General features: G+C 68.0%; 12 protein-coding genes. 2 read left to right on the top strand and 10 right to left on the bottom strand.

Going from position 1 to position 12,284, the window contains the following annotated elements:
* Positions 1-53 precede the first annotated feature (53 nt).
* Both ppsR and AC07PR_RS13545 read left to right on the top strand, forming a co-directional pair.
* Positions 54-875: a posphoenolpyruvate synthetase regulatory kinase/phosphorylase PpsR gene (gene ppsR, locus AC07PR_RS13550; RefSeq protein ID WP_377152706.1), complete on the top strand. Its 822-nt coding sequence runs from the start codon at positions 54-56 to the stop codon at positions 873-875.
* Between the two features lie 15 nt (positions 876-890).
* On the top strand, positions 891-1,781 hold the full coding sequence (locus tag AC07PR_RS13545) for an EamA family transporter (RefSeq protein ID WP_495135586.1): 891 nt from the start codon (positions 891-893) through the stop codon (positions 1,779-1,781).
* A gap of 34 nt (positions 1,782-1,815) precedes the next feature.
* On the opposite strand, the gene AC07PR_RS13540 is transcribed toward AC07PR_RS13545, so the two are convergent.
* The 10 genes from AC07PR_RS13540 to ispC are packed head-to-tail and all read right to left on the bottom strand — an operon-like array spanning position 1,816 to position 12,264.
* Complete coding sequence (locus tag AC07PR_RS13540) at positions 1,816-2,589, bottom strand: TrmH family RNA methyltransferase (protein WP_483107280.1); 774 nt, start codon at positions 2,587-2,589, stop codon at positions 1,816-1,818.
* On the bottom strand, positions 2,586-3,287 hold the full coding sequence (gene rnhB / locus AC07PR_RS13535; RefSeq protein WP_377152700.1) for a ribonuclease HII: 702 nt from the start codon (positions 3,285-3,287) through the stop codon (positions 2,586-2,588). Before rnhB ends, AC07PR_RS13540 begins: the two co-directional genes overlap by 4 nt.
* Positions 3,259-4,404, bottom strand: a complete 1,146-nt coding sequence (lpxB, locus tag AC07PR_RS13530) for a lipid-A-disaccharide synthase (protein ID WP_377152697.1) — start codon at positions 4,402-4,404, stop codon at positions 3,259-3,261. The genes rnhB and lpxB overlap by 29 nt, the downstream gene beginning before the upstream one ends.
* A gap of 18 nt (positions 4,405-4,422) precedes the next feature.
* Positions 4,423-5,214: an acyl-ACP--UDP-N-acetylglucosamine O-acyltransferase gene (gene lpxA / locus AC07PR_RS13525; RefSeq protein WP_377152695.1), complete on the bottom strand. Its 792-nt coding sequence runs from the start codon at positions 5,212-5,214 to the stop codon at positions 4,423-4,425.
* Positions 5,215-5,259: 45 nt separating this feature from the next.
* The gene (gene fabZ, locus AC07PR_RS13520) at positions 5,260-5,715 is read right to left on the bottom strand and encodes a 3-hydroxyacyl-ACP dehydratase FabZ (protein ID WP_377152692.1); all 456 of its coding nucleotides are present in this window, start codon (positions 5,713-5,715) and stop codon (positions 5,260-5,262) included.
* Positions 5,712-6,812, bottom strand: coding sequence for a UDP-3-O-(3-hydroxymyristoyl)glucosamine N-acyltransferase (gene lpxD, locus AC07PR_RS13515; RefSeq protein ID WP_495135585.1), 1,101 nt, complete (start codon positions 6,810-6,812; stop codon positions 5,712-5,714). Before lpxD ends, fabZ begins: the two co-directional genes overlap by 4 nt.
* Positions 6,809-7,318 carry an OmpH/Skp family outer membrane protein gene (locus tag AC07PR_RS13510; RefSeq protein WP_377152688.1) on the bottom strand — a complete coding sequence of 170 codons (510 nt, stop codon included), beginning with the start codon at positions 7,316-7,318 and terminating at the stop codon, positions 6,809-6,811. The genes lpxD and AC07PR_RS13510 overlap by 4 nt, the downstream gene beginning before the upstream one ends.
* A complete protein-coding gene (gene bamA, locus AC07PR_RS13505; RefSeq protein ID WP_483107283.1) occupies positions 7,318-9,621 on the bottom strand; it encodes an outer membrane protein assembly factor BamA in 2,304 nt (767 codons plus the stop codon). The genes AC07PR_RS13510 and bamA overlap by 1 nt, the downstream gene beginning before the upstream one ends.
* A 9-nt stretch (positions 9,622-9,630) precedes the next feature.
* Positions 9,631-11,001 (bottom strand): RIP metalloprotease RseP, encoded by a 1,371-nt coding sequence (gene rseP, locus AC07PR_RS13500; RefSeq protein WP_377152686.1) that lies wholly within the window; start codon positions 10,999-11,001, stop codon positions 9,631-9,633.
* A 54-nt stretch (positions 11,002-11,055) separates the two neighbouring features.
* The gene (gene ispC / locus AC07PR_RS13495) at positions 11,056-12,264 is read right to left on the bottom strand and encodes a 1-deoxy-D-xylulose-5-phosphate reductoisomerase (RefSeq protein ID WP_495135584.1); all 1,209 of its coding nucleotides are present in this window, start codon (positions 12,262-12,264) and stop codon (positions 11,056-11,058) included.
* Positions 12,265-12,284: the final 20 nt, after the last annotated feature.

Below are 12,284 nucleotides of genomic sequence, written 5' to 3'. Positions count from 1 at the left end.
GAAGGCTCCCGGGCCGCTCGCGGTTCGGTCCCGGCATGATTCAAAGGCCCCTCATGACCCAGCACACCGTCTACTTCGTCTCGGATGGCACCGGCATCACCGCCGAAACCTTCGGTAACTCCATCCTGGCGCAGTTCCCGGTGAAGGCCCGTCACGTGCGCCGCCCGTTCATCGACAGCGGCGAGAAGGCCCGCCAGCTGGTCCAGGAGATCAACGAGACCGGCGAGCGCGAAGGCGTGCGACCCATCGTCTTCGCGACGCTGGTGAATCGCGAGGTGCTGAACGTGGTGCGCCAGGAGTGTCAAGGCCTCGTGATGGACATGTTCGGCACCTTCATCGCGCCCTTGGAAGACGAGTTCCGGATCAAGTCCAGCCATCGCGTCGGCCGCTTCTCCGATGTCGCGAAGAGCCAGGAGTACCACGACCGGATCGAGGCGATCAATTTCTCGCTGGCGCACGACGACGGACAGTCGGCGCGCAACCTCGACTCGGCGGACGTGATCCTGGTGGGGGTCAGTCGTTGCGGCAAGACGCCGACCTCGCTGTACCTGGCGATGCAGCACGGCATCAAGGCGGCCAACTACCCGCTGATCCCCGAGGACTTCGATCGCGGCCACCTGCCCTCGCTGCTGATCCCGCACAAGAAGAAGTGCTTCGGCCTGACGATCGATCCGGAGCGGCTGGCGCAGGTCCGCAACGAGCGCCGCCCGGGCAGCAAGTACGCCGACCTCATGAACTGCCACTACGAGGTCCGCGAGGCCGAGACGATGATGAAGAAGGCCGGCATCAACTGGCTGTCGTCGACGCACAAGTCGATCGAGGAAATCGCCACGACGATCCTGCGCGACATCCGTCCCGATCGCCTGATGTATTGAGGACCCCCGCGACCGATGCCAGCGAGCGCGCTCGCCCTGGTCGTCGCGGCCGCGCTGATCCACGCGCTGTGGAACTTCGCCGCCAAGAAGGCGCAGGGCAATCATCATTTCGCCTGCATGACCGCCGTCGGCGTCACGGTGCTCTGGCTGCCCGTGGTCGTGGTCGTCGGACTCGACGACCTGCCCGCCTGGGGCTGGCAGGCGTGGACGGCCACGCTCGCCAGCGCGGTCGTCCATCTGGCCTACTTCAACGCGCTGCTCGCCGGCTACCGCGCCGCCGACATGACGGTCGTCTATCCCGTCGCGCGCGGCAGCGGGCCGCTGCTGTCGTCGCTGATCGCGGTGGTGCTGCTGGGCGAGCATCTTGGCGTGGGAGGCGGGCTTGGACTTGCGGGCGTCGTCGGCGGCATCCTGCTGATGGCGGCGGGACCGACGTTCTTCTCGAAAGGCGCGAATCGCGATCCGGAACTGCACCGCAAGCGCAAGCTGGGCATCGCCTGGGGCGCGCTCACCGGCGCGACGATCGCCGCCTACAGCGTCATCGACGGCTACGCGGTGAAGGTGCTGGCGCTGTCGCCGATCCTCTACGACTACATCTGCAACCTGCTGCGCGTGCCGGTGAGCCTGCCCGCCGTGCTGCGCGACCGTGCCGGCTTCATGCCCGCACTGCGCAAGCAGTGGAAGCATGCGCTGGTCGTGGCCGTCGGCGCGCCATCGGCCTACATCCTGGTGCTCTATGCGATGAAGCTCGCGCCGCTGTCGCGCGTCGCGCCGGCGCGGGAGCTGTCGATGCTGTTCGCCGCGCTGATCGGCGGACAGTTGCTCGGCGAAGGCGAGCGCGGGTGGCGCATCGCGGGCGCGGTGTTCATTGCGTTGGGAGTCGCCGCGCTCGCGATGGCGCGATGAATGGATCGCCGCGCAAAGCGTGTGGGACGGTCGCTCAGATCAGCCTGCGACGAGCCGATTCGTAGAGGCAGATCGACGCGGCGCTCGCCACGTTCAGGGACTCTTCGCCGCCCGGCTGCGGAATGCCGACGCGCAACGCGCAGCGCTGCATCAGCGCCTCGGCGACGCCCTGCCCTTCGTGGCCCATGACCCAGGCGCAAGGGTTGGGGAGATCGGCTTGATGGAGCATGGCATCCGCATGCGAACTGGTCGCCAGCAGCGGGACCTTCAGCGCATCGAGGTCCTCGATGCTCAGACCTTCCACGAGATGCAGGCCGAAGTGCGCGCCCATGCCGGCGCGCAGCACCTTCGGTGACCACAGCGCCGCAGTGCCCTTGAGCGCCAGCACCTGCCGGAAGCCCAGCGCACCCGCGCTGCGCAGGATCGTGCCGACATTGCCCGCATCCTGCAGGCGGTCCAGCACGACGGAATCGGCCTTCGCCTCGATGCGCGGCTGCGTCGGCAGGGCCAGCTCGAAGCCGATCTGCGCCGGCGACTCCAGGCCCGACACCGTCTTGAAGAGCTCCGGCGACACGACCAGCACTTTCGGTGCCACGTCGGCGAGCGCATGCAGCGCCTCGTCCGCCGCGGCCACGTCCGTGATCAGCGCGAGCGACGGTTTGACGCCGCGTTGCACCGCCGCGCGCACGAGGTGGTCGCCTTCCAGCCAGACACCGCCCAGCTTGCGGTAGGCGCCGCCGTCCTGCGCCAGCTTGCGCAGTCGCTGCAGGTTCGGGTTGTCGCGCGCGGTGATCGACTGCCAGCTCATCCGGGTCTCATTTCCTCGTTCAGCGCGGGATCGACGTTCCGTGGGGGCGCGATGTTCGCCAGGCCCGGATCACCCAGGTCCAGCGAACGCACCGGCGCGAAGCTCTGCCGATGCCACACGCTCGCGCCGTGCACGCGCAGCGCGTCCAGGTGCTCGCGCGTGCCGTAGCCCTTGTGGTTGTCGAAGCCGTACTCCGGATGCTGCGCGTGCATCTGCAGGCAGAAACGGTCGCGGTGCACCTTGGCCAGGATCGACGCGGCCGAGATCGCCGGCACCAGCGCATCGCCCTTGACGATGGCCTCGGCGGGGATGCGCAGCACCGGCAGCCGGTTGCCGTCGACCTGCACGTGCGCAGGCTTGAGCCGCAGGCCCTCGACCGCGCGGCGCATCGCCAGCATCGTCGCCTGCAGGATGTTGATGCGGTCGATCTCCTCGACCGTCGCCTCCGCGATGCAGAAGCACAGCGCCTTGGCGCGGATCTCGTCGAACAGCTGCTCGCGCTTCTTCTCGCTGAGCACCTTCGAATCGTTCAGCCCCTTGATCGGGTTCTGATCGTCCAGGATCACCGCCGCGGCGACCACCGGGCCCGCCAGCGGACCGCGGCCCGCTTCGTCCACGCCGCACAGCAGACCCTCGCGGACCCATTCCAGGCCCAGTTGCGTCGGAGGCTCAAGCGCCGAGGATTTTCGCGATCGCATCGCCGGCCTTTTGCGCGGTGTTGCAGCGCAGCTGTTGGTGGATCTCGAGGAAACGCTCGCGCAGCCGCTCCCGACGCGGCGCGTCGTCCAGCCAGGCCAGGCCCTCGCGGGCGATGCGCTCGCCGGTGCATTCGTCCTGCAGGCACTCGGGCACCAGCGTCTCGCGCGCGAGCACGTTCGGCAGCCCCACCCACGGCAGCAGCGCCTTGCCCTTCATCCGCCACGCGTTGAACCAGTGCAGCTTGTAGGCAATCACCATCGGCCGCTTCAGCAGCGCCGCTTCCAGCGTCGCGGTGCCGCTCGCGACCAGCGTCAGGTCGCAGGCGGCCAGCGCCTCCTGGGCGCGACCGTCGACCAGCGTCATCGGCAGGCCCTGGCCATGCTGCGCCATCAGCGCCTCGACCATCGGACGCAGGCCCGGCGCGATCGGGATGACGAAGCGCAACGCGGGGCGCGCCTGGTGCATGCGCCGCGCGGCGTCCAGCAGCGGCGGGCCGATGTAGTCCAGTTCGCTGCGACGGCTGCCGGGCAGGATGGCGACGATGGTGTCGCTCTCCGCAAGGCCCAGGTCGCGGCGCGCGTCCTCGCGTGGCGGTTCGAACGGGATCTGGTCGGCCAGCGGGTGCCCGACGTAGGTCGACGGGATGCCCGCCTTCTCCAGGATCGCAGGTTCGAACGGGAACAGGCACAGCACGTGATCCGCACTGCGCTTGATCGTCTGCACGCGCTCCGCGCGCCAGGCCCAGATGGACGGGCAGACGAAGTGGACCGTCTTGATGCCGGCCTCGCGCAGGCGCTGCTCCAGGCCGAAGTTGAAGTCGGGCGCGTCGACCCCGACGAAGACCGACGGCCGCTCGGCAATCAGGCGATCGCCGAGCTGGCGGCGGATCGCGAGCAGCTCGCGGATGTTCTTGATCGCGTCCCAGTAGCCGAAGATCGACAGCTTGTGGCTGGGCCACCAGGCGTCGAAGCCTTGCGTCTGCATCCTGGGGCCGCCGATGCCGGCCGAGCTCAAGTCCGGCCAGCGCGCCTTCAGGCCTTGCAGCAGCAGGCTGGCGAGCAGATCGCCGGAGGCCTCGCCGGCCACCAGGCCCAGTCGAGGATCCGTGGCGCTCATGTCAATCGTCCGGGTCGTTCAGCGGACGAGGCCGCGCTTGGCGCCCGCCAGGAAGTCCAGCATCGCCTGGATGTCGCGGATCGACTCGGCGTCCTGGCCCTGCTTGAGCGCCTCGATGTTCGCGACGGATTGCTCCAGCGTCGTGCCGTCGCGGAACAGCAGCTTGTGGATCTGGCGGATCACGCCGATGCGGTCGTTGCTGAAGCCGCGGCGGCGCAGGCCGGTCAGGTTGACCGCGCGCACGCCCAGCGGATTGCCGTCGACCGTCATGTACGGGGCGACGTCCTGCGCCACATGGCCCTGGAAACCGATCATCGCGTGCGCGCCGACGTGCACGAACTGGTGGACGCCGGTCAGGCCGCCGATCGTGGCCCAGTCGCCCACATGCACGTGGCCGGCCAGCGTGGCGTTGTTGGCCAGCACGCAGTGGTCGCCGACCACCACGTCATGCGCCAGGTGCACGTAGGCCATGATCCAGTTGTCGGAACCGACGCGCGTGACGCCCTGCTCCTTGAACGTGCCGGTGTTGAAGGTGCAGAACTCGCGGATCGTGTTGCGGTCGCCGATGACGAGCTCGGTCACCTCGCCGCCATGGCTCATGTCCTGCGGCATCGCGCCGATCGACGCGAACTGGTAGATGACGTTGTCGCGGCCGATCGTGGTCTTGCCTTCGATCACGGTGTGCGGACCGACGCGGGTCCCCGCGCCGATGCGCACCTCGGGGCCGATGACCGCGTACGGGCCGACCTGGACGGTCTCGTCGAGCTGCGCCTGCGGGTCGATGATCGCGGTGGGATGGATGCGGGCCATGGGCGTCCGGATTCAGCGGCTGTTCAGCGGGTGTTCAACGACGACTCAGCAGTCGAGCTTGCGCATCGTGCACATCAGACCAGCCTCGGCCACGATGTCGGTGCCGACCAGCGCCTTGGCGCCGAACTTGTAGATGCCGGCCTTCGCGCGGTCCAGCGTGACCTCGAGGATCAGTTGGTCGCCCGGCTCGACGGGCCGCTTGAAGCGCGCGTTGTCGATGCCGGCGAAGTAGACGACGTGGTTCTCGTCCAGCGTGAAGTTGTAGCTCTCGACCGCCAGCAGCGTGGCGGCCTGCGCCAGCGCTTCCAGGATCAGCACGCCCGGCATCACCGGACGGTGCGGGAAGTGGCCGTTGAAGAACGGCTCGTTGATGCTGACGTTCTTGATCGCCCGGATGCGCACGCCCTTCTCCACTTCCAGGACGCGGTCCACGAGCAGGATGGGATAACGGTGCGGCAGCTTCTCGAGGATGCCGTGGATGTCGATGCGGGTCTCAGTCATGTCGTCTTCTTTTCCAGGGCACGCACGCGCTGGCGCAGCTCATAGAGCCCGCGCAGGGCGGCGGCGTTCTTCTGCCACGATGCGGCGTCCTCGAAGGGCCACATGCCGGCGTAGGCGCCGGGCTTGTCGATGCTGTTGCTGATGTTGGCCGTCGGGCCGATCTGCACGCCGTCAGTGATGCGGATGTGGCCGTTGATGCGCGCCGCGCCGGCCACGATGCAGTTGGCGCCGATCTCCGCGCTGCCGGCGATCGCCGTCGCGCCGGCGATCGCCGTCCCCTTGCCGATCTTCACGTTGTGCGCGATCTGGACCAGGTTGTCGATGATGACGCCGTCGGCGATCAGCGTGTCGCCCAGCGCGCCGCGGTCGACGCAGGTGTTGGCGCCGATCTCGACGCCGTCGCCGATGCGCACCGCGCCGAGCTGTTCGATCTTGACCCACTCGACGCCGGGCTCGCCGTCCGAGCGCTTGGTCGGCGCGAAGCCGAAGCCGTCCGCCCCGATGACCACGCCGCTGTGCAGCATCGAGCGTTCGCCGATCACGCAGTCATGGCCGAACACCACGTGCGGCGCGAACCGCGTGTGCGCGCCGACGCGGGCGTCCTGCTCGACGATCGTATGCGCGCCGATGCGCACGCCGTCGCCCAGCACCGCGCCGGACTCGATCACCGCATGCGGGCCGACTTCCACGTCCTGGCCGATCACCGCGTCCGCCGCGACGGTCGCGGTCGGATGGATGGCCGGCATGGCGCGCGGCTTGCGCATGTTCGCGGCCCACCACTGGGTCAGGCGCGCGAAGTAGAGGTAGGGATCCGGCGCCACGATGCAGCACGCGGTCGTGCCGGCGCCCTGACGGGCTGCGGCGGCTTCCGCCAGCTTCGGCGACACGATCACGCAGGCGGCCTGCGTGGTCGCGAGCTGCGCCTCGTACTTCGGATTCGAGAGGAAGGAGATCGCGTCCGCGCCCGCATCCTCCAGCGGCGCGATCGCGCGGATCGCCGTGGTGGAGGCACCAACAAGATCGCCGCCCAAGGCGGCGATCAGATCGGAGACCAGAACCTGCTTCTTGGTCACTTCCGGCGTCACGGCGGGTGTCATTTCTGACTGTTGAGCGCGTCGATCACCTTCTTCGTGATGTCCACGCGGGGGCTGGCATGAATCGCGTCCTGAACGATCAGATCGTACTTTTCCTGCTCGAAGATCTGCTTGATGACCTTGTTGGCCTTCTCGACCACGGCGGAGAGTTCTTCGTTCTTGCGCTGGGAGACGTCCTCGTTGAACTCCCGGCGCTTGCGCTGCAGGTCGCGGTCCTGTTCGATCAGCTCGCGCTGGCGGCGGCCGCGCTCGGCCTCGCCCAGCGCGGGGCTGTCCTTGTCGAGCTTCTCGGCCGCGGCGCGCAACTTGGTCTCCAGGTCGACCAGCGCCTTTTCGCGACGGCTGAACTCGGCTTGCAGCTTCGTTTCCGCCGCCTTGGCCAAATTGGTTTCGCGCAGGATCCGCTCGCTGTTGACGTAGCCGATCTTGACTTCCTGGGCTTGCGCGCCCAGGGTCGCCGCGCCCGTCAGGAGGACGGTGGCGACGATCTGCGACAGCTTGCTCTTCATCAGAATGCAGTCCCGATCTGGAATTGGAATCGCTCGATTCTATCCGTGGGCTTCTTGCGGATCGGCGAGCCGTAGCTGAGCCGCAGCGGGCCCATCGGCGACAGCCAGCTGATACCCGCGCCAGCCGAGGCACGCACATCACCGAACTTGAGCTTCTCGTCCTGGCCCCACACGTTGCCCGCGTCCAGGAACGCGAACAGACGGAAGCTCTTGTCGTTGCCCGAACCCGGCACCGGCACGTAGAACTCGGTGTTCAGGTTGAACTTGCGGTTGCCGCCGGTGTAGGAGCCGGTCACGTCGACCGGGCCCAGCGTGCCGGGCTCGAACACCCGCACCGAACCCAGGCCGCCGCCGTAGAAGTTCTTGAAGATCGGATACGGCCGGCCGCTCAGGCCCTTGCCGTAGGCGAATTCGCCGTTGACCATCAGCGAGAACTTGCGTCCCAGCGGGAAGAACTCCTGGTACTGCAGGTTGGCGATCGTGTAGCGCGAATCGCCGACCGGGCTCAGCTCCAGGTTCACCCGCTTCATCGCGCCGGCGGTCGGCGTGATCACGGAGTCGCGGTTGTCCTTCTTCCAGCCGATCGTCAGCGGGATCGACATCGCCGACGAACCGAACTGCTCGCGGAACAGCCAGTAGCTGTTGGGCAGGCCGGTGCGGGTCGTGATGCGCGTCGTTTCGTAGCCGATGCCGAAGAACACGGTGTCGTCCTCGGAGAACGGCACGCCGAACTTGACCGAGCCGCCGTACGAGGCGAACTCGTATTCCTCGCCGAGGTTGTTGATCGGCTTGACGGTCCGGTAGAACACGTCGATCGCGCGGGACACGCCGTCGACGGTGAAGTACGGGTCCACCGTCGTCACGCCCAGCGAGCGGCCGGTGCTGGCGGTGTTCACCTGGATGCCCAGGTAGTTGCCGGAGCCGAACACGTTCTCCTGCGAGATCGAGCCCGACAGCGACAGCTTGCTCGCGCTGGAGTAGCCGGCGCCGATCTGGATGTTGCCGGTCGGGCGCTCGGTCACGGTCAGCGTGACGTCGACCTGGTCGGGCGAACCCGGGACCTCGGTCGTGTCGATCGTGACGTCCTTGAAGTAGCCCAGGCGTTCGACGCGGTCACGCGAGGCCTTGATGCGGGCGCCGTCGTACCAGGACGATTCGAACTGGCGGAACTCGCGGCGGATCACTTCGTCCCGCGTGCGGGTGTTGCCCGAGATCAGCACGCGACGCACATAGACGCGGCGCTGCGGCTCGCCGACCAGCGTCACCGTCACCTGGCCGGTCGCGCGGTCGATCTCCGGGCGGCTCTCGACGCGCGCGAAGGCGTAGCCGAAGGTGCCGTAGAGATCCTGGAAGTTGCGCGTCGTCTGCGCCACCGCCTCGCCGTTGTACGGCTGGCCGGGCTTGAGCGCGATCAGGCGCTTGAACTCCTCGTCGCGACCCATGAAGTCGCCTTCGAGCTTGATCCCGTTGACCGTGTACGGCTGGCCTTCGTTGATCGTGATCGCGATGCTGATGCTCTGCTTGTCGGGCGAGATCGTGACCTGCGTCGACTCGACGTTGAACTCGAGGTAGCCGCGGTTCAGGTAGTACGAGCGGATCGTTTCCAGGTCCGCGTTCAGCTTCGCGCGGGAGTAGCGGTCGGTCTTCGTGTACCAGGTCAGCCAGCCCGACGTGGTCTGCTCGAGCAGTCCCGTCAGCGTGCCTTCGCTGAAGACCTTGTTGCCCAGGATGCGGATCTCGGCGATCTTGGCAGGCTCGCCTTCCGTCACCGAGAAGCTGACGTTGACGCGGTTGCGCTCGATCGGGGTGATCGTCGTCGTGACCTCGGCGCCGTACAGCGAGCGGGTCAGGTATTGACGCTTCAGTTCCTGCTCGGCGCGGTCGGCCAGCGCCTTGTCGAAAGGCTTGCCTTCGCCGATGCCGACGTCCTTCAGCGACTTGGTCAGCGCCTCGGTGTCGAACTCCTTGAGGCCGACGAAACCGACGTTGGCGATGATCGGACGTTCCTCGATCACGATGACGACGGCATCGGTGTCGAGGTTGATGCGGACGTCCTTGAACAGGCCGGTCGCGAACAGCGCGCGCAGCGCGGCGGCGCCCTTCTCGTCGTTGTAGGTGTCACCGATGCGGAACGGCAGCGCCGCGAACACCGTGCCCGGGTCAGTCCGCTGCAGACCTTCGACACGGATGTCCTTGAGGACGAACGGTTCGGCGGCCCAGGCGGAACCGGCTTGCAGCGCGGTGGCCAGCACCGCCAGTTGGATCACGTGGGGGCGCAAGGCGTCGGGCAGGAATCGGGGCATGCGGAAGCTTCAGTGCAGACCCAGCGTGCGGGTCAGATCGTTGAAAAGGGCCAGGCTCATCATCAGCAGCACGACGGCAATGCCTGCGCGTTGCAGCTGCTTGTGCCACCACTCAGAGACAGGGCGGCCGCTCAAACCCTCGAAAAGATAATACATCAGGTGTCCGCCATCGAGCATCGGCAGCGGCAGCAGGTTCAGCACGCCGAGGCTCACGCTGACGGCGGCGAGGAAGCTCAGGAAAGCAGTCAATCCGAGGCTCGCCGACTGGTCCGCCGCCTTGGCGATCGTGATGGGTCCGCTGAGGTTCTTTACCGAAGCTTCACCGACCAACATCCGACCCAAGGTCTTCACCGTCAGCGCGCTGAGCTCCCAGGTGCGGGTCAGGCCTTGCCGTACCGATTCGATGGGACCGTAGTGCACCTTGACGCTCGCCGGCCGGGCGTCGAAGCCCGCGCCGATGCGGGCCACGCGCTGGTCGCCGACGATCTCGACGCGCGGCGTGACCACGCGTTCCAGCTGCTGGCCGTCGCGGCGCACGAGCACGCGCAGCGGTTCCGGCTGGCCATCGACGATGGCGCGGCGCACACGCTGGATGAACCAGGCGACGTCGGGCACGACCTCGTCGTTGACGCGCAGCACGCGATCGCCGGACAGCAGGCCCGCGGCCTGCGCGGGTTCGCCGTCGACCATGCGACCCAGTACCGGTTCGATGAACACGCCACCCAAGCCGATGCGCCCGATCGTCTTCTCGTCGAAGTCGCGGCTCTCCAGGGTGTCGGTCTCGAGGCGCACGGTGCGGCGACCGTGGCCCGCCGCATCGCTGACGCTGAGCAGCAGCGGCTGCCGGTCCGCGACGGACTGCGCCAGTTGCCAGCCGAAGTCCGGCATCGATCGGACGTCTTCCCAATCCTGCCCGTCGTTGGACCAGGCCTGCACCCAGTCACCGGCACGCAGGCCGGCGCGTTCGGCCAGTCCGCCCGCCGTCGGGGACCCGAGCAGCGCCTTCGGCTCTTCCCGTCCGATCCAGCCGACGACCGCGAACAGCAGCACCGCCAGGATCAGGTTGGCCGCCGGGCCCGCCGCGACGATCGCCGCGCGCTGCCACAGCGTCTTGCGGTTGAAGGCCTGCGATTGCTGGTCGGGCGCCACCGGGCCGTCGCTCTCGTCGAGCATGCGGACGTAGCCGCCGAGCGGGATCGCGCTCAGCGTGAACTCGGTGCTGTCCGGCGACTTGCGCCGACGCAGCAGCACGCGGCCGAAGCCCACCGAGAAACGCAGCACCTTGACGCCGCAGGCGCGCGCCACGCGGTAGTGGCCCCACTCGTGGATCACGATGAGGATGCCCAGCGTGACGAGGAAATAGAGGACTTGGGAAAGCATCGCGGGCGTCCTGGATCGAGGTCTGGGGCTGGGCGGCGGTCGTCGACCGGAGGATCAGACCGCCGCGGCGAGCGCCGCGATCTGCTGTCTCGCCTGTCGGCGGGCGCGTCCGTCGAGGGCCAGCAGCCCCTCGACGCTGTCGACCTCGCCCGCCTGGGGATTCACGGTTTCAAGCACCTCGCGGTTGACGCGGCAGATGTGATCGAAGCGAAGCTGGTGATCGAGGAAGGCGGCGACCGCCTCCTCGTTCGCGGCGTTGAGCACCGCGGTGCTGCCTTCGGCCGCGCGCAGTGCCTGCCACGACAGATGCAGGCCGGGGAAGCGGCGCTCGTCAGCCTCTTCGAAGGCGAGGCTCGGTGTCTTGAGCAGGTCCAGCACACCCGCGCCGGAGACGATGCGTTCGGGGAAGGCCAGCGCGTAGGCGATGGGCACGCGCATGTCGGGCGTGCCCAGCTGGGCCAGCACCGAGTGGTCACGGCAGACCACCATCGAATGCACGATGCTCTGCGGGTGGATCAGCACCTTGATCTGTTCGGGCTTCAGGTCGAAGAGCCAGCGCGCCTCGATGACCTCGAGCGCCTTGTTCATCATCGTCGCCGAGTCGACCGAGATCTTGCGGCCCATCACCCAGTTCGGGTGGGCGCAGGCCTGCTCGGGCGTGACATCGGCCAGCGAGGCCGGATCGCGCTGGCGGAACGGCCCGCCGGACGCGGTCAGCACGATGTGGTCGATGCGCTGCGGCCAGGTCGAGCGGTCCTCGGGCAGGCACTGGAAGATCGCAGAATGCTCCGAATCCACCGGCAGCAGCGTCGCGCCGCCCTCGGCGACCGCACGCATGAACAGCGCACCGCCGAGCACGATCGCTTCCTTGTTGGCGAGCAGCAGGCGCTTGCCCGCACGCGCCGCGGCCATCGCCGGCGGCAGGCCGGCGGCGCCGACGATCGCGGCCATCACCGCGTCGACGTCGGGATGCGCGGCGACCTCGCTCAGCGCGGCCATGCTGTCGAGCACTTCGGTGCGGGAGCCCGATTCGCGCAGCATCGTGCGCAGTTGTGCGGCGAGCGCCGCATCGGGCAGGACAGCGAAGCGCGGCTGGAATTGCACGCACTGCGCGGCGAGCTCGTCGACGCGGCTCATCGCCGACAGGGCGAAGACGCGATAACGGTCCGGATGACGCGCGATCACGTCCAGCGTGCTGGTGCCGATGGATCCGGTGGAACCCAGCACGCAGACCTGCTGCGGGCGGTGGAAGTGGTCGGTCATCGCAGAAGGTCTCGCGGAGG

It is taken from the genome of Roseateles sp. GW821-FHT09H11 (assembly GCF_059415845.1).
Note: the sequence above shows the minus strand (reverse complement) of the source record. Positions and strands in the feature narration are given on the sequence as shown.